We start from the raw sequence: 18,641 nt of genomic DNA, 5'->3' as shown, positions 1-18,641 counted from the left end.
GCAACAATGCAGGATAACAGCCCGGAAAATCGCCGGGCGAAGAAAAAAATACCTTACTTATTTAAATTTCAGATCAACAAAGCGACAAGCCGGAAATCAGATTTCCCACAAGTAACTGTTCACCCTATACGTACAAAGAATTATGCTGGCAAAAAGGTATTTTGCCTGAAAGATACCGTTCCGGTAAATTCCGCTACATGCATGTTATACGGATTGAAACGGAATGTATTTAAACGATTAAGCAAAAATCAAGTGGTCATATACAAAAAGCGTTTTAAGCCGAAAATTAATAATCAATGTATCAACAATCTGTTCAGAACCGGAAGAAAAAGTGTGAGCTGGAATATGGCTTGTATCCTTTATTGAATTTTAAATAGGTATATTCCGGGAATGCTTGCTTCAAATGTAGGTTTAATCGTTTAAACAACAAAGCATTTCAATAAAATATTTTTATAATATTTCTAAAAATAAACATATAAGCCTTAAACAAGCTATTTGGCGGGAAACATGCGAATTACTTGTAGTATACAGCAAACCGCCCGTCAAAATAAACCAGATGGTAAAACGGAATTCCGGCTGTTCCCGGAGCCGGGAAGTAGGACTCGGCATTAAATTCATAATCCATCAGGATAAAATCCGCACCTTTTTTGTACGCCCAGGTGCCAAATTTTCCGGCAGTCATGTTTTTCTTCTGAGCATACAGTTTGTAATTCTCGTGTGTCAGCAAACGCGGAAACTGCTCGTATTCATTGTAAAAAAAAGTAAGTGGCACTACGCCCGTTGTTTTCCCGGGCAAATGCTTCCGAAGTTTTGAATAGGTGTCCGGCAAAAAACCGAGTTTATGATTTTTGACAATAAGCTGGACCGTACCGAAAATACCAATGATCAGATAAGCCAGCAACACAAGTTTCAGACCGGTATTGACAAACGGCCTGATTTTGTAAAGTTCGAAAACCAGCGCAAACATAAACGGCATAAACAAAGGAAGATACAAACCGCCGTTGCCTTTGGTGATAAGCCAGAAGGAGAAAAACAGAATCAGTGAGAACCGTTTCAGCTCGGACGGCAGTTTACGGATCAGATTCCTTTGAACCCACAGCATGTAAACAAGTAAAAGTGAAAGCGCAATCTGTTCCGGTGAATGAAAAAATATGCGCGGGTAAGTCAGAATCTGGATCAGCTTGGTTTGAAAACCGAATGCGGCCTGTGTCGCCGGATCATGCCGGAACTGGTACCACCAGATTTTAAAGCCGTTTTCAGTCAATAAAATATCCGTCAGATACAACGCGCAGGTCAGACTGCTGAATATTCCGAAACAGATTGCATCTCGGTATCTTTTGAGCAGCAGCAACGTTCCAATTCCGGCAATGACGTAAATAATACCGTTGAGATGCGACAGAAATGCGAGTCCGGCCAGCATGCCGCCGGCTGCCATGTGCAACTTATTTCCTTTGTTTCTGATCAGCAGAAAAGCCCCGAAACCAAATGCTGCGAGCATCATTTCCGGACGGTTTTCGAAACTCATCTTGATCAGTAACCGGTTGGTAAAAACCAGAATCAGAATTGCCGGCACAAATCCTGAGTTTTCAGCAGAAACCCTTGATCGTACATAAAAGGCAATTTCTGCCGTCATAATGCTAAAAAAGAGCAATCCTGTAAATTGAAGAACAGGCAGATGAAACCCGAAGAAATGTATAAACAAGGCCCCAACGGCCAGAAATAATTTGTGACTGACCAGAAGCTGCTTTTCCCAGCCCGCAATTCCGCGAAAGAATTCGGAACGGATCACGCCTTCTTTTTCCAGCCAGTACGATTGCTCGCCAAACCATGCATCATCGCCTGTCGGAAAGCGGTGATAATACGTTGCGGCGGTCAGCAGGATAAAGACAAAAAGTACGAAATACAGGCGTTGACCGGAAAAAAGGTGCATGCAGCTTGATAATGAATATGCTTTCAATTAAACAAGCCACAATACTAGCAATTATTCGTTTAACGTTTACTGATTACAATTTTTTATCCGGTAGGTTTTGGGAGTAAACCGGTTATTTAAATTTACTTTCCGCTAAAAGGCATTTTACATAACCTTGATTTCACTCTTCCTGAAACGGATCAGGATCTGTTCAAGCACATAGCTTTTGAATGCCGTTTCGGAATAAACGTCATTGAGCCAGACTGTAATTTTGAGCTCGACATTGTCCGCTGCAATCGCGCTGAACAAAATTTGGCGGGGCGCTTTTTTTACAATCCCTTCTGCATCATCAACAATATCGTTGATGATTTTCTTGGCCGCTTCCAGATCGGAATCGATATTGATCTTGAAAACAACTTCGCTTTTCAGACGTGCATTGCTGGTTGTGTAATTGACAAGCCGGCCTGAAAGCAGATCGCCGTTCGGGATAATGACGCTGGAACCCTGCGGCGTAAGCATGCGGCTCGAACGGATTCCGATGTCCATAACCTTTCCTTTTTTGTCGGCCAGCTCGATGTAATCGCCGATTGTAAACGGTTTTTCAAAAATAAGGATGATTCCGGAAACAAAATTATTGACGATATTCTGCATACCCAATCCGTTTCCGACACCGAGTGCCCCCAGCAAAACAGTTATTTTATCCAGCGGAACACCCGAAGCTGTAACTGCAAAAAGGAAGCCTATAACAATGATCACAAGCCGGATCAATGCCAGTTTGGAGCCTTTGTGTACGGATTCTTCCGTAAAACTGACCTCCGGACCGGAGAAAAACAGACTGATGTTTTTTTGAAGATTATTGGAAATCCAGAGAATCAACGAGAAAATCAGGACATTTTGAAGCGTAAAGGTGATGCTGCCGAAATTACGCGGTTTTTCCATGATCCCGAATAAGAAACCGAATACCGGATCAATGATATTGAGGTTGATGAAAAATACAAGCAGCCAGAGCACAACCGAAATGACCGTCATGGCTTTTTGAAAAGAAGCGCGCGTTTTCTGAACATTGATCCTGGAAAATATTCCGTTGGAACATGAACTTACTTTGATCTGCAGTTCCACTGCTTCCGTAAGCACATGCACAAAAACGCCCAGACTCAGAATTTGTATCAGTCCGCTTATTGCTGTGATATTGAGTGTTTTGGCCAGTGTAACGCGGCCAAGCGCATTCAGTAAAATGGCTGAACTATTCAGGAAAACATAAATAATCAGAATTGGTTTTATAAATCTTTCTTCCAGCTTTACTTCTTTCAGTTTTTTGTAAAACCTGATTCCGAACAAGATAGAGCCGACATTCAGCCCAATTAGTAAAAACCGTAAGAAGAAAGATGCGTCAACGATTACATTGCTGAAAATGACGAGCACATATAAAATCAAAACCGAAAACCACCACATCAGGTGATTTGGCGGCAGCATTTTCAGAAAGAAAACGGTCAGCGTCATCAAAAGCAAAAACTGGTTCAGTTCTATATAGATGGACGGCGCGCGGGGTTCGAACAGAGGAGTCAGGTTAAGCAGCACAATAAACGTGGCCAGCAATGGCCTGGCATTTATGTAGTTGAATTCAAGTTTGCCGATTTCCCGGCTGAGCTTTGCGCCTGCGGCCTTGCTGTAATTGTAATAAACCCATACAAAAAATCCGATACAAAGCAGTACAAGTAAAATGCGGTTATCCCACGTGGACTGAAAAAAATACCTCAGAATATTGTTCTGGCCCAAATAGGAAACGCTGATCATGTTCCTGACCTTTTCCTGATTGTCGCGGACAGAAGGCTTCCAGATGTAGCTTGTTTCCCTGCCGAACAAATTGCGGCCGGATTCCTTCAGATAACCGCTGATGGTGGACTGAAGATCATTGGCCAGAAAGTACACTTCCGATACGTCCGCAAGCAGATTGCTGACCGTATCCAGATTGGCCGTCGTAATCTTTCCGGCTTGCTGCAGCCTTTGCCTCAAATCATAAATCTGTCCGGAGTAAAGCTTTTTCTGTGTCGTATCGCGGTTGTTGACAGCCAGTAACGAATCCCGTCCGAATTCAATGATCTGTTCGGACATCTGCTGCAGTTCCGCATTGTGCCTCGACAGCAACTTTCGCCATTGTGTGGTTTTCTGCTGTACATCGGTGAGCATAATCCGGTAATTCAGAAGATCTTTATTATTCGGAATAGCCTCGGTGTCAGCAAGCGCGCGCTGTATATGGCCGGCGTTGCCTTTGATGGTCTTGAGTTCACGCCGGATGTTACCGCTGTTGTAACCTTTTGTATTAGCCGTGTTGATCTGGGTGATCACCGCCTGGGCCTGTTCTATTTTAAATAAAAGCGTATCCGGAATTACAATGCTCCTTTTTCCCGTGGAATCGGAACGCTGCGCATTGGCCGTGAATGAAACGGCACATGCAGAGAAAATCAGAAGAAATAAAAAATGATAGAAAACCTTAAATGCAGCAAACGATTGAGTACTTGTATTTTTCTTTTTGTGTTCAGACATGTTTATTTATTTTCATCACGAGGATGTGCTGTCAATCTATGTCTGAATCTGCAAAAATTTCATACCAGAACCTGCTGTACCTGCATTTCAGCGATCATGCAGCTTGAACATGGTTGCGTACGGAATGGCTGTTGGCTGTTAGCTATTGATGTTTAGCTTTTTGGAAATTAATAATGGGATTTGAGTTAAAAAGTGTAATAACAAAATGCTTTATACGCTTTTTCAGAATACCTGTGAAGCAGTGAGTTCTTTCAGACCAGGGTTATGCCGCTGAGGTCTTTGGTCCCTTTTTCAGGATCTGTCTTGTATTCAAAATGCAGCTTTTTTCCGGTTTCATCGGCTTCTTCCAGCAGTTCGAAAACACGGCGTTCGCCCAGCATCAGCAGTGCCTGAAACAGAACGCCCGCGTAAGTACTTTCTTCACTCCCCGGCCCTTTTTCTTTTGCAAGATCATTGTAATGTCCGAACAATTCTTTTCCTTTTCCCATGATGGTATAACTGGTTTGGTGAAAAAGTTTGGTGAAGGTTGTAACTACTCGTGATGCCCTTCCTTTTTTACAGGATGATCCATGCCATGCCGTTGAACTATTCCGATTCCTCCTGTCCGCTTACATCCGGATCCGTTTTTCACCGGATGGCGGCGCTTTTACTCACACTCCATTCTTCGACCAGTTTGTTGACATGCCGCAGCCAGAGCCGTTTTCCATGCACATTCCAGTGTCCGTCGCCTTTATGGAACCACTCCGGATGCCTGCGAATTTCCCGGTGAAGTGATAAAAACGGTGCTTTCAACGCAGGATGCTGTTCAATTCGTGTAATCTGGTTGTTATATACGGACCTGTCGGGCTCGCAAACCGTCACTTTGTTGGGCAGCAGACAAAAATAGACTTCATCAAAACCGGCGTTTTTATAATAATCCCGAATGGCGTTCATGTTTGTAACTACCGTATCAACGGATGCCGGGCCAACTGCGGCGAATGGCGACAAAACACTTTTCGGATTTGCCTCTACATCATAAAATATATACTCCCGGTTGGCCGAAACAAGCGAACCGGTATGCGTCCGGTTAAACCATGAAAGCATGATTCCGGCTTTCAGTTCCTTGATTTTCAGAAACGGTTCAGAGTTAAAAAGCAGAAATTCCAGCCGCTGGTTAATCTGATGCCCGAACTGGTCCCACCAGAAGGAAGCCGGATCGGTTTTTTCAGCGGGTTTATTTGTTGCCGGTTTATTTTCAAACTGAAAACCCATGTTGATGTAGAGTTTCCGGTAATCGCTTTTAAGCCGCTCCTGAATGGTTCTTTCAATAATTTCTATAACCAGAATGGATTTACGGTCAGGATGCAGCCGGGCTGTATCCACATTTACGCCAAGCCAGATATGGTAATTATTTCTGCCGGCATAAAAACTGGTATCCATCGGTGTAAAGCTGTCACCAATGGTATAAAGATCTACATGATCAAATCTTTTTGCAGGCTTGTCCGCTTCCGTAAGCTGCGAATTCTGCTGCATATCCGTTTCCTTGAATTTCTTCAGATTGGATACATTGTAAAGATCTCCGAAACGGTACTGATCCGGAATAAGGCCCCATTCGAAAATTTGTCTCTGCAGGTTGGAAGATAAACCCACAACAAGGATAATCCCGGAAGCTGCAATTAAAAAAAGACGGAGCAAGCCGTACATCCGGTTCATAATTTAAAACTGAAAATAAATAAACTGATTGCTGTTGAACACGCCGAAAAGGTAACACAGAAAAGAAACTGTGAAGAAAGAAAGCCAGAATGCAGGCTTTTGCGGCACATAATCCGGTAAATAATAATCCTTGAACATCAATAATGCGATCAGGAACATGCAAAACCCGAACTCGGTGCCATTGATACCGATTTTCGGAACCGCGTAAGCAGCCGGATCAAATATAACGGAAATGATCTCAATTGCTTCGGCTGTACTGCCGGCCCTGAAAAATATCCATGCAATTGCCACCAGCAAGAATGTCCAGATAACATGAAAGGTTTTTACAACCGGAGAAACTTGATTTTTATTCGATGCCGGCCACCACGGAACGCCTTTCATAAACTGTGCAAGGATGAGGTAAATGCCGTGAATGCCGCCCCAGATAATGAATTTCCAGTCTGCACCGTGCCAAAGCCCGCTTAACAGAAACACAATCATGGTGTTTATATAAAGACGCGACTTTCCGACGCGGTTTCCTCCGAGCGGGATGTACACGTAATCCCGGAACCATGTAGACAATGAAATATGCCATCTTTTCCAGAATTCTGAAATGGAAGCTGAAAAGTAAGGCGCTCTGAAATTGGTCATGAGTTTAAAACCCATGGTTCGGGCGGTACCGATGGCAATATCCGAATAGCCCGAAAAATCGCAGTAGATCTGAAAGCTGTAAAAAACAACGGCAATGATCAGCGTGGAAGCATTCTGGCCGGCCACATCGCCGAACGCATGGTCTGTAACCAGTGCGAGCCGGTCGGCAATGACCACTTTCTTGAACAGTCCCCATGCAATCATCCATAATCCGATCCGGATGTTTTCCCAGTCAAATTCCATTTTCTTGTGAAATTGCCAGAGCACGTTCTGCGGCCGTTCGATGGGCCCGGCCACGAGCTGCGGATAAAAAAGAACATACAGTGCATAGATGCCAAAGTTTTTTTCCGCTTTCTGATTGCCGCGGTATACTTCAATGGTATAGCTCATGGACTGGAAAGTATGAAATGAAAGTCCGATCGGCAGGATTAATGAGGGATAAAGCTCCCTGAACAGCGGAACCTGATTTTTTTGTCCGGCGAATCCAAGCAAAGCGGAGAAATTAATGCTCAGAAAATCAAAATATTTGAAAAAAGCCAGAAAGCCGACATTTGCCACAAGGCTCAGAATGAGAATCCACCGCCGTTTTTTGCCCGCCGAATTTTCGATCCATATGCCGGCGGCGTAATCAATAACAATCACTACACCCAGAATCAGCAGATAAGCCGGAATGAACGAAGCATAAAAGTAAGCACTCGCCGCCAGTAAAAGAATCCAGCGCAGACGCCAGTTAATCGTATAATAAAGTGTTGTAACAAAAATGAAAAAGATAACAAAGTGCAGCGAGTTAAAAAGCATTTCCGTTGAGTATGATTCAGCTTATATTCCAATGAACTTTTAAACCTGTTGTCAGCCGTGTGCAGGAGTTCTGATTCAGATATAATAGCCATTTGATAATTAGTTTGCAGAATATGTACAAAAGCTGCACTGATTGCAGGTTTGTCCAATTTAACCGCTTCGTTGGTATTGCGAATATTCAAAAGTTACCCGCATAATTGCAAGCAGTAGCCGGATGAATTGTAAAGAAGTTGATTCCCGCCTGCTTTTATTCTTACCTTTAAGCATCAAATTACGATCTGAAAATTGAAATACATCGCATTACTTCTGTTGCTTTTAAGCTTTTACAACGGCTTTGGTCAGGATGGCCTGCTGCCGCTTGACAAGGATAAAAACGTTTATTACGCCGATCTGGGAAAAGCGGACAAATCGAGGGCAACCATTTACAAAAATGCCCAGAACTGGATCTCAGCCACTTTCGGAAATTATGAAAATGCAGTTAAGCAGGATGATCCGCAATCCGGAAAACTTGCTATCATCAGCTACGTTCCGGTTTCAGGTTCTTCGTACGAATACGTAAGGTTCCAACTTGCAATTGATTGCGAGGATAACAGGTATCAGGCAAGAATTGACAGGCTTGACGGCATTTCAAGATTACACAGCCCGGAAAGGCTTGGTATTAAAAACAACGATGTGGTAACGGCAAAAGAACAGGCCGTAAAAACAGAAAACAACCGCAAAAACCGCACTGAAGCAGAAGAAGCGCTGAAAACAGCAAAAGCAGATAATGACGCCGTTAACACGGCTATGTTCAAGCTGCTTGCAAGTCTGAAACAGGCACTAACCGCTGGCGAACAGTAATAGGGCTATTTAAAAATGTTCATTTCAGCTTTTTCCACTTTTCTGCAAGCTTTTCCGCAATGACTGCATAACCTTTGTCGGATGGATGAAGCCCGTCATAAGTCATGTCCACTGCTTCCGCCGGATATGGATATTCGTCTTTTTCGGGATCAAAAGGAATATTGGTGTAAGCAGGATAAGTATAATCATTGTAATTTCCAGAAGCCGGATCTTTCAGCCTTTTAAAATGGACCATGTTTTCCAGCGTAATCCCGCTTTCATGGTACAAATCCAGAACAGGATATTTTTCAAGTTTTCCGATTTCGACAATAGCCTTCGCAAATTGTTCCAGAGTCTGCCCGTTCTTCGGTTTATATGAACCGTATGCATTGTTTTTGGCACCGTTGATATAAACAAAATCACCGCGCTGCATAGGTGTGATGAGTATTATTTCTGCTTTTTTGTTCAGCTTTTTCAGTTTATCCGTGATGACACGAAATGAGCCATAAACGGTTCCGGTGCCGGTTTGCTGCTCGTAATCAGCGATAGTACCGAGCGTTTTTCCCTGCCACCAGTCATTTGTACCCAGAAAAACGGTATATACATCGGCTTTTACCAACCCGAGATCATTGATTTTATCGGCAATATTTACCGATGTCCAGCCATTATGGCCCTGATTGATATAACTTACAAACGGGTACTTTTCAGCAATCAGCGCCATGTACCCTTTGGTGATACGGTTTCCGGTTTCATCCGGATGATCGTTGAGATAAGTAATGGAATCGCCAATGGCAACCCAGGAAATTTTACGCGGGCCAGCTCCGGCCATTGATAAAAGCAAGGCAAAAAACAGCAGAAATTTCTTCATCAGGGTTCAGGTTATTTTTGTCCCAATATAAGAATTCCCACGATTTCTGGTATGAAGAAACACTATAAAAAATAGCAGTGAACTTTCCATAGCCGGGCTATCCGAAATTCACTGCCAACTGTTATAAATCTGTCAAATTATTTTTCCAGGTTTTCAATCCATTTCCTTGCGTTCACAAAAGCCTCCATCCAAGGTGAAACCTCGTCTTTTCTTCCTTCGGGATAGTTGGCCCAATGCCATTGAAAAAGCGATCTTTCGATGTGCGGCATCATGACAAGGTGCCTTCCGGATTCGTCACAAAGCATGGCCGTGTTAAAGCCGGAGCCGTTCGGACAAGCCGGATATGTTTCATAGCCGTATTTGGCAACGATTTGATAGCGGTTTTCAGTAAACGGAAATTCGAAACGGCCTTCACCGTGTGAAACCCAGACGCCAAGCGTACTGCCCGCAAGCGAAGAAAGCATCACCGATTTATTTTTCTGAATGGTCAGTGACGTGAAAATACTTTCGTGCTTGCCGCTTTTGTTATGCAGCATTTTCGGTTTTTCTTCATGATCGCCATTAATCAAACCAAGTTCAATGAATAACTGACAGCCGTTGCAGACACCCACAGACAGGGTATCATCGCGTTTAAAGAAGTTTTCAAGCGCAATTTTTGCCTTTTCATTGTAAAGAAATGCACCCGCCCAGCCTTTGGCAGAACCCAGCACATCCGAATTGGAAAATCCGCCTACGGCTCCGATGAACTGGATATCTTCCAGCGTTTCCCGGCCCGAAATCAGATCGGTCATATGCACGTCTTTTACGTCAAAACCGGCCAGATACATGGCATTAGCCAGCTCCCTTTCGGAATTACTGCCTTTTTCACGCAATATGGCTGCCTTCGGCCTTGGTTTTGAAGGGTCGATTTCCGGTTTTTTCCCGTCGAAATGAGCAGGGAAATTGTAGCGGAGCAGCTGAAATTTATAATTGTCGTAGCGTTCCTTTGCCAGTTGCGGGCCGCTTTGCCTGCAATCCAGCAGATAGGAAGTTTTGAACCAGACGTCGCGCAGCTGATCTATGTCAAAATCCCATGTTCCGGCTGCATCTTTTACAACCAAAGTAGCCGCCATATTTACGGTTCCGATCTTGTGAAAAGCAACGCCGTTTGCAGCAAGAATTTCCTCGGCAGACTCGTCGGCCTGGAAAACGATTCCGTTGTTTTCAGCAAAGAGTTTTTCAATCATATCCTGATCGCCAAGCGCGGAAAGGTCAATCGCAGCGCCCAGATCGCGGTCTGCAAAACACATTTCAAGCAAAGTCGTAATCAGCCCGCCGCTGCCGATGTCGTGCCCGGCCTGTATTTTTCCGCTTTTGATCAGTTCCTGAATCGTATTGAATGCCGTTTTAAATGTATTTGCATCCAGCATATCCGGCGTTTCAGAACCGATTTTGTTCAGGATTTGTGCGAATGACGAACCGCCCAGCTTGTAACGGTCGCCGGAAAGATTGATATAATAGATGGAGCCGCCGGTTTTGCGCAAAACCGGTTCCACAACGGCTGTAATGTCATCGCAATGCCCGGCTGCAGAAATAATCACCGTGCCCGGTGCAATCACTTCCGCATCTTTGTACTTCTGCTTCATCGAAAGCGAATCTTTTCCCGTAGGAATATTGATTCCCAGACTGATCGCAAACTCCGAACACGCTTTTACGGCCTTGTACAAACGGGCATCCTCGCCTTCGTTTTTACATGCCCACATCCAATTGGCAGAAAGCGAAACGCTTGTAAGGCCGTCTTTCAGAGGTGCCCATACGATGTTGGAAAGCGCTTCGGCAATGGCGTTACGGCTTCCGGCAGCGGGATCAATCAAAGCAGAAAGCGGCGCATGTCCGACCGAAGTCGCAATACCGTCAATTCCCCGAAAGTCCAGCGCCATAACGCCGACGTTGTTCAAAGGCAACTGAAGCGGACCGGCACATTGCTGCTTGGCAACGCGTCCGCCCACGCAGCGGTCTACTTTATTCGTAAGCCAGTCCTTGCTGGCAACGGCTTCCAGTTGCAGCAATTGTTCAAGGTATTCATGAAGCTTTGCAATGTCATAAGCAACCGGCTCATACTTTCTTTCAACTGTTTTGTCCTGCATTACCACCTTTGGCGAGCTGCCGAACATATCGTCCAGTTCCAGATCCATCGGACGAGCGCCCGTTTTGGCTGATTCGAAAGTAAAGCGGTGATTGCCCGTTACGTCGCCGACTGTATACATCGGCGCTCTTTCGCGATCTGCAATTTTCTGTAAAGTTTCCAGGTTTTCCTTGCCGATCACAATTCCCATACGTTCCTGGGATTCGTTCCCGATGATTTCTTTGGCAGAAAGCGTCGGATCGCCAACGGGTAATTTATCCAGATCAATTTTTCCGCCCGTTTCTTCCACCAGTTCGGAAAGGCAGTTCAAATGACCGCCTGCACCGTGATCGTGAATGGAAATAATGGTATTGTTGTCACTTTCCACCATGCCGCGAACCGCATTGGCTACGCGTTTCTGCATTTCAGGATTGGAACGCTGCACGGCATTCAGCTCAATACCGGAACCGAAAGCGCCGGTATCCGCAGAAGATACGGCTGCGCCGCCCATTCCGATCCGGTAATTTTCACCGCCGAGCACCACGATTTTGTCATCCGTCTGCGGCTTGTCTTTTTTCGCCTGGTCTGCTTTTCCGTATCCGATCCCGCCGGCCTGCATAATTACTTTGTCATAACCCAGCTTACGGCCTTCTTCTTCATGCTCAAAAGTAAGTACGGAACCCACGATCAGCGGCTGACCGAATTTATTCCCAAAATCGGTAGCACCGTTGGAAGCCTTTATCAGAATGTCCATCGGCGTCTGATAAAGCCATTTTCTTTCCTCCACGCCTTTTTCCCACGGACGGTTTTCTTCCAGACGCGAAAGCGCGGTCATATAAACAGCCGTTCCGGCCAATGGAATGGAGCCTTGTCCGCCGGCCAGCCGGTCGCGGATTTCTCCGCCGGAACCCGTTGCCGCTCCGTTGAAAGGCTCCACGGTGGTAGGAAAATTATGTGTTTCCGCTTTCAGCGAGATAACGGATTCAAAATCTTTTATTTCGTAATACTCAGGAACATCCGGCCTTTTCGGCGCAAACTGCTGCACTGTGGGCCCTTTTACAAAAGCGACATTGTCTTTATAAGCAGAAACAATTCCATTGGGATTCGTTTCAGAAGTTTTACGGATCAGCTTGAAGAGAGAAACCGGCTGTTCCTCGCCGTCAATGACGAAAGTGCCGTTGAAAATCTTGTGGCGGCAATGTTCCGAATTGACCTGAGAAAAACCAAAGACTTCCGAATCGGTTAGTTTGCGACCGAGTTTTTGAGCCAGTTTATTCAGATAATCCACTTCCTCATCACTGAGCGAAAGTCCTTCCTGCTTGTTATATGCAGCAATATCGCTGATTTCCAGCACAGGTTCAGGCTGAATACGGATCGTGTAAATATCCTGATCAAGCTCGTTGTACTTCTGCGAAAGCATGGGGTCAAAACCGTCAAAGCCGGCTTCTACCCTTTTAAACTCCTCAATCCGGACAATGCCCTGAATGTCCATATTCTGCGTTATTTCAACGGCATTGGTGCTCCATGGCGTAATCATGGCAGCGCGTGGACCTACAAAGGAATCTGTAATGACCGTTTCTTCCATGCGTTGTGCGCCGCCAAAAAGCCAGCTTAGTTTTGAAATATCGGAGTCTGTAAGTATGCGCTCTGTTTGTAGGGCAAAAACAGTATTGTGATCGTCGGCGAAGAAATAAATCATGGTATCGTTTTATGGTGCAAAGGTAATTTAAAAATTCCTTGATGCCCATTGGAAGATGAAAATTGCTCTGTTTTGGTAACAGCCGGCGGCTACGTTGTTGTTCCTGAACGCGGTGAATAAGTTTTAGGAAACAGATTTGACATGCTAAAAAGAAAGCTGTTGGCTCCTCCGGAGCCTTCTGGCATCCACAATTTTATTAGGAGGCCCCGCCGGGGCCAATGAACATCCTATGCATTTACGTGCTACAAACAGGGAGCCGCTCTGCGGATTGGCTGAATGCGGTTTTCCCATGGGTAGAACTAAACAATAAGGCACCAGCGCCAAGCTCCGGAGGAGCTTTCTGTTTCTAGAAAAAAGCATAGCGGCGATTTTTTTTGGCTCCGGAGGAGCCTTCTGGCGTCCACAATTTTATCAGGAAACCCCGGCGGGGCCAATAAACATCACGTGTATTTTCGTGCTACAAACAGGGAGCCGCTCCGAGGCTTGGCTGAATGCGGTTTTCTATGGGTGGAACTAAACAATAAGGCACCAGCGCCAAGCTCCGGAGGAGCTTTCTGTTTCTAGAAAAAAGCATAGCGGCAATTTTTTTGGCTCCGGAGGAGCCTTCTGGCATCCACAATTTTATCAGAAGGCCCCGCCGGGGCCAATGAACATCTTATGCATTTACGTGCTACAAACAGGGAGCCGCTCTGCGGATTGGCAGGATGCGGTTTTCTATGGGTAGAACTAAACAACAAGGCACCAGCGCCAAGCTCCGGAGGAGCTTTCTGTTTCTAGAAAAAAGCATAGAGGCGATTTTTTTTGGCTCCTCCGGAGGAGCCTTCTGGCATCCACAATTTTATCAGAAGGCCCCGCCAAGGCCAATGAACATCCTATGCATTTACGTGCTACAAACAGGGAGCCGCTCTGCGGATTGGCAGGATGCGGTTTTACAAAAAAAATGCATCTCAGCATTGTTAAAACTATATTTTCATTAAACAATTAGAGTAACTTGCCCGAAGTATAATCCTCAATCCTAAATAGACCTATGAAGTCCAAACTCCTTGCCTGTTGTGCTTTAATGATCATGATGACGTCCTGCAATGACAAAAAAACGACAACGGACGAAACTGCATTACCATCCATTACCGGAACATGGGAACTGGTTTCCAGCCGGGTTATTGCCAAAGGTGACACAACGGTCACTTATCCGGTTAAAGGTCAGGAAATGATCAAGATGTTTGCCGGGAATCATTTTTCCTTTCTGAAACACGACACCAGTCAGGGAAAAGGCGATTCGGCAGTTTTTGATGCAGGCGGCGGTACGTATGAGCTGAAAGGCGAGGATTATTCGGAGCATCTGCAATACTGCAATTACCGCGAATGGGAAAACAGGGACTTTCATTTCAAGCTGCGGACCAAAGGAGATTCATTGATCCAATCCGGCATTGAAAAAATCGACAGTCTGGACATCAATCAGGAAATTCTCGAGATTTACGTCAGAAAGCATTGAGATCAAATCAAGTCTTGTTTAATATTTTTCGTCATTTCAGCGTCATTTCTTCCGGCAATCTTGTTATTCCGGGCAGGCTATTCTTACCTTGCTCAGAAAGTAGATTACTTTTGAACAGCCAATACAAAAAGATTAAAACAATTACTTAACCCGATGAAACCAAAGACCGAACATCCGGAGCAACTCAATTTGTTTTCACCGGATCATGACGCAAATCTGAATACATCCGATATAAATCATCCCGAAACAGTACAAGGCAAATTATTTCCTGATTTTAAATCTCTACCCAACATCCCGTGGATTCAGGTTGCAAAAGATGCGCCTTATTTTATAACTGAAAACGGCGAAGACTGGACGCCGGTCGGACAAAATGACGCCATCACATGGCCTGATTTTGCAGGACTTTTCCGACGTAAAAATCTGCAGCAGGTGGAAGGTCATCTGGCCTGGCTTGCGGGACATGGCGTAACGTGCCTGCGGCTGATGCTGGAATACGCACAGGGCGAAAGCCGCTATTTTGAAAAGCCTGCCGGCACGTTTTCCAAAAATATGGTCGCGTTATGGGACGATCTTTTTCTGCTTTGCGCAAAGTATCATATGCGCATTCTGCTTACGCCGGTGGATACTTTCTGGATGTGGATCCGCTGGAAACATCATCCGTACAATGCTGCAAATGGCGGTCCTTGCAAAAAACGTTCGGAATGGCTTTTATGTGAAGACACATTAAAAGCTGTCAAAAACAGGCTCAGTTTCGTTGCCGAAAGATGGGGCGGCAGCGGCGTTCTGTTTGCCTGGGACCTGTGGAACGAAATCCATCCGGCACATGCAAGCGGCCGAACGGACGTTTTCGGCAATTTTGTGGGCGAGCTCAGCCGGCATCTGCGCGAAACAGAAATGCGGCTTTACGGACGCTGCCATCCGCAGACCGTATCGCTTTTCGGGCCGGTACTGAATGAACAGCCTGCCGTTGCAGATGTTATCTTCCGGCATCCGCTGCTTGATTTTGCAAGCACGCATTTTTATGATGCAGCTACGATCGACAATCCGAAAGATACGGTGGCATCAGCCATTTGTACCGGAAGGCTCGTTCGGGAAGCACTGGAACATTTACCCGCAAACAGGCCGTTTTTCGACAGTGAACACGGGCCGATTCATGCCTTCAAAGACAAGCATATTACTTTTCCGGCTTATTTTGATGATGAATATTTTCGTCATATTCAATGGGCGCATCTTGCTTCGGGCGCAGCAGGCGGCGGTATGCGCTGGCCAAACCGGCATCCGCACTGCCTGACTCACGGCATGCGTGCTGCTCAGAAAAACATGGCGGAATTCACAAAATTGATCGACTGGCAAAATTTCAGGCGCAGAAACCTAAATCACGAAGTAAAGTCAAGCCATCGGGCATTTGCCGTTTTTGCCTGTGCTGATGGCCAACAGGCAGTTGTATGGCTGCTCCGGACGGATATCAACAAAAAGGTGACAAGAACGTTACACATCCTGAATGAACAGGCAAATTCATTGGATACTGAAGTCAATATTCCCGGAATGGAATCCGGCACTTATTCCATTACAAGCTGGGATACACGCACCGGACAAACGATCCGGTCCGAAACTTTGGAACTGAAATCAGCGGGAAATCTTCTTTTCAGTATTTCCGGAATTGCCATGGATGTGGCTGTTGCAGTAAGGCGTATAACGCCGGAAGTGTAATTTACCCGTTGTAAAGTACACTTTGGTTTTGCAGGCATTTGAACATAACCAATTTGAAAATGCTCAAATGCTGCAAAGCCTGAAAAAACTTCTTCTGTTACATTTCTCAGAACGTCACTACTTCATCCGGTTTCGATTTTAAATAAATTTCAGCAGAACTGTTATCCAGAAAACACGTGCAGCTCGGGTGCAACTGCAGGATGCTTGCCGGAAATTTATTGCTTACATTTTGCAGCAGACTGTCGCTTACAGCCTGCGCTTTGCGTTCATCAGGAACCGAACAAATAATATGCTCCGATTTCATGATCTGCTTGACCGACATGCTGATTGCCTGCTGAGGCACGTCTTCAAGCGATTCAAACCAGCCTTCATTCATTTGCTGTCTGCGGCACGGCTCGTCCAGATTGACGACGAGATAAGGCTGCTCCGTATCAAAATCAGCCGGCGGATCATTAAAAGCCAAATGCCCGTTTTCACCGATTCCAACGAGCGCAACATCAACCGGATGTTCTGAAATCAGCTTGTTTAACCGGCTTAGTTCCGTTTCAGAGTCTGCTTCGCCGTTAATCAGAAATACTTCATGCAATGGCGGGACATTTTCCAGAAAACGTTCTTTTAAATACTTTCGGAAACTGGCCGGATGCGTTACAGGCAAACCGATATATTCGTCCAGATGAAACATGGTTACTTTTGACCAGTCAATGTCCTCTTCCTTCAGAAGCTGACTGATTGTTTCAAACTGGCTTGTACCCGTAGCCAGAATGATATTGGCTTTTCCTTTTTCCGAAATAGTGCGGCGAATCAAATCTGCGGCTTCACTTCCTGCGGCCCGGCCCAATTCCTGGCTGTTGTTCGAGATGATAATTTTCATTCAAATCATTTTAATAATTAAAACTTAGGCTTTTTATGCCTTGACAAGTGTATTTCCTCCTTTTTTAAGCTCAATATCAACCGGCGTATTCGTTTTCCATGCGCCGGAAGTAAAATCGGGAACGTCAATGGAATTGGAACGGTTGGCAACCGACCATTCACTCAGCGGCGCGATCACGCTCCACGAAGCCGCATCGTATACATCCTGATCCAGCGGAAGTCCGTTGCGCAGACAGTCGATCAAACGCCAGTCCATTAAAAAATCCATACCGCCGTGCCCGCCTACTTTTTTGGCCAGCTCGCCGATTCTGGTCACAATTTCAGGCTGATACTTTTTTTCAAGCACTTTATATTCCTCTTCCGAAATCCATTCATGGCCATGTGAAATTTTTCCGGGCAACGGGTATTTCTGGGCAGTTCCTTTCGTGCCGCTGATGAGGTGAATCCGTGAGTACGGCCGCGGCGACGTCACGTCGTGCTGCAACATAATGGTTTTGCCTTTATTGGTCCGGATTGTCGTCGTATTCATATTTCCTCGAAAGCTTTTCCCTTCAAATTCCTTGAAGGCCGGATCTGTTTTTGCCATTTCATTGGCTTTTGCAGCAAGCATGAAATCATTGCTCGCAGTAGAAACCAGATAATCCATTTTATCGCCTCGGTTGATATTGAGCACCTGACAAACCGGCCCGAGTCCGTGCGTCGGATACAGATTACCATTTTTCTGGTTTTCTCTCAATCGCCACAGATCATACCTTTTGGTTTTATCAAAAAACGATTCATAAATGTCATGGATATAGGCGCCTTCCACGTGCACGATCTCGCCGAAAAACCCCTGGCGCGCCATGTTCAGCGTAAGCAGCTCGAAGAAATCGTAGCAGCAGTTTTCCAGCATCATGCAATGCTTTTTGGTACGTTCGGAAGTTTCAACGAGTTTCCAGCAGTCTTCCACCGTCGTGGCAATCGGAATTTCGCAGGCGACGTGCTTGCCGTGTTCCATGGCATAAAGCGCCATCGGTGTGTGCAGGTTCCAGGGCGTACAAATATAAATCAGATCGATGTCGTCGCGTTCGCAGACTTTTTTCCATTCGTCCGCATGGCCTGAATAAAGCTGCGGTTTGTGCGAAGTTCCTTCAAAAGTCTTTCCGGCTGCGACTGCATTTTCCTCCCGGATATCGCACAACGCCTTTACTTCCACATTATCCAGATGAACGATGCGCTTGATGGCGCCTCCGCCCCGGTTGCCCAGACCTATGTAAGCCATTCGGACGGTATCTATTTTCGGCGCCGCATAGCCCGACATGTTGAAAGTCTGGCGATGCGCTGCTTCCGCCTGTTTTTTGATGGCCGGCAACTGCGAAGTAGCTTTGCCTGTTGTACAGCCCTGCTGGAAAATGCCGCTTGCCAGACCGGTTCCGCCCAGTGCGGTAAGTTTTAAAAATGCTCTCTTGTTCATTGCTGATCCGTTTTATTGAAGCCGGGAAATCGTAGTTTGTCCGGCCGGAAAAT

Annotated in this window: 12 protein-coding genes; 3 read left to right on the top strand and 9 right to left on the bottom strand. The window is 45.6% G+C overall.

Annotation, left to right across the window (positions count from 1 at the left end):
* Window positions 1-514: 514 nt before the first annotated feature.
* The 5 genes from FEM55_RS11560 to FEM55_RS11540 all read right to left on the bottom strand — a co-directional run bounded on the left by FEM55_RS11560 (window position 515) and on the right by FEM55_RS11540 (window position 7,573).
* A complete protein-coding gene (locus FEM55_RS11560; protein ID WP_138281472.1) occupies window positions 515-1,930 on the bottom strand; it encodes a glycosyltransferase family protein in 1,416 nt (471 codons plus the stop codon).
* A gap of 144 nt (window positions 1,931-2,074) precedes the next feature.
* On the bottom strand, window positions 2,075-4,453 hold the full coding sequence (locus FEM55_RS11555; RefSeq protein ID WP_138281471.1) for a mechanosensitive ion channel family protein: 2,379 nt from the start codon (window positions 4,451-4,453) through the stop codon (window positions 2,075-2,077).
* Between the two features lie 251 nt (window positions 4,454-4,704).
* Window positions 4,705-4,941, bottom strand: coding sequence for a hypothetical protein (locus FEM55_RS11550; protein ID WP_138281470.1), 237 nt, complete (start codon window positions 4,939-4,941; stop codon window positions 4,705-4,707).
* Window positions 4,942-5,080: 139 nt separating this feature from the next.
* On the bottom strand, window positions 5,081-6,127 hold the full coding sequence (locus FEM55_RS11545; protein WP_171036535.1) for a hypothetical protein: 1,047 nt from the start codon (window positions 6,125-6,127) through the stop codon (window positions 5,081-5,083).
* Window positions 6,128-6,148: 21 nt separating this feature from the next.
* Window positions 6,149-7,573: an MBOAT family O-acyltransferase gene (locus FEM55_RS11540; protein ID WP_138281468.1), complete on the bottom strand. Its 1,425-nt coding sequence runs from the start codon at window positions 7,571-7,573 to the stop codon at window positions 6,149-6,151.
* 285 nt (window positions 7,574-7,858) lie between these two features.
* Here FEM55_RS11540 and FEM55_RS11535 point away from each other — a divergent pair, with 285 nt between their 5' ends.
* Window positions 7,859-8,413, top strand: coding sequence for a DUF4468 domain-containing protein (locus tag FEM55_RS11535; protein WP_138281467.1), 555 nt, complete (start codon window positions 7,859-7,861; stop codon window positions 8,411-8,413).
* 19 nt (window positions 8,414-8,432) lie between these two features.
* Here FEM55_RS11535 and FEM55_RS11530 read toward each other — a convergent pair whose 3' ends face one another.
* Entirely contained in the window at window positions 8,433-9,260 is an 828-nt protein-coding gene (locus FEM55_RS11530; protein ID WP_138281466.1) for an SGNH/GDSL hydrolase family protein, read from the bottom strand.
* Window positions 9,261-9,397: 137 nt separating this feature from the next.
* Window positions 9,398-13,063 (bottom strand): phosphoribosylformylglycinamidine synthase, encoded by a 3,666-nt coding sequence (gene purL, locus FEM55_RS11525; protein ID WP_138281465.1) that lies wholly within the window; start codon window positions 13,061-13,063, stop codon window positions 9,398-9,400.
* Window positions 13,064-14,090: 1,027 nt separating this feature from the next.
* Between purL and FEM55_RS11520 the strand changes: the two genes are divergently transcribed.
* Both FEM55_RS11520 and FEM55_RS11515 read left to right on the top strand, forming a co-directional pair.
* Window positions 14,091-14,555: a lipocalin-like domain-containing protein gene (locus FEM55_RS11520; RefSeq protein ID WP_138281464.1), complete on the top strand. Its 465-nt coding sequence runs from the start codon at window positions 14,091-14,093 to the stop codon at window positions 14,553-14,555.
* A 153-nt stretch (window positions 14,556-14,708) separates the two neighbouring features.
* Window positions 14,709-16,265 carry a glycoside hydrolase 5 family protein gene (locus FEM55_RS11515; RefSeq protein ID WP_229209207.1) on the top strand — a complete coding sequence of 519 codons (1,557 nt, stop codon included), beginning with the start codon at window positions 14,709-14,711 and terminating at the stop codon, window positions 16,263-16,265.
* Between the two features lie 106 nt (window positions 16,266-16,371).
* On the opposite strand, the gene FEM55_RS11510 is transcribed toward FEM55_RS11515, so the two are convergent.
* Together FEM55_RS11510 and FEM55_RS11505 are read right to left on the bottom strand one after the other, a co-directional pair.
* Window positions 16,372-17,136 carry a glucosamine-6-phosphate deaminase gene (locus tag FEM55_RS11510; RefSeq protein ID WP_138281463.1) on the bottom strand — a complete coding sequence of 255 codons (765 nt, stop codon included), beginning with the start codon at window positions 17,134-17,136 and terminating at the stop codon, window positions 16,372-16,374.
* Between the two features lie 33 nt (window positions 17,137-17,169).
* Window positions 17,170-18,588, bottom strand: coding sequence for a Gfo/Idh/MocA family protein (locus FEM55_RS11505; RefSeq protein WP_138281462.1), 1,419 nt, complete (start codon window positions 18,586-18,588; stop codon window positions 17,170-17,172).
* Window positions 18,589-18,641: the final 53 nt, after the last annotated feature.

It is taken from the genome of Dyadobacter sediminis (assembly GCF_005860765.1).
GTDB classification, from domain to species: Bacteria; Bacteroidota; Bacteroidia; order Cytophagales; family Spirosomataceae; genus Dyadobacter; species Dyadobacter sediminis.
This window is presented reverse-complemented; position numbering and strand designations above follow the sequence as displayed.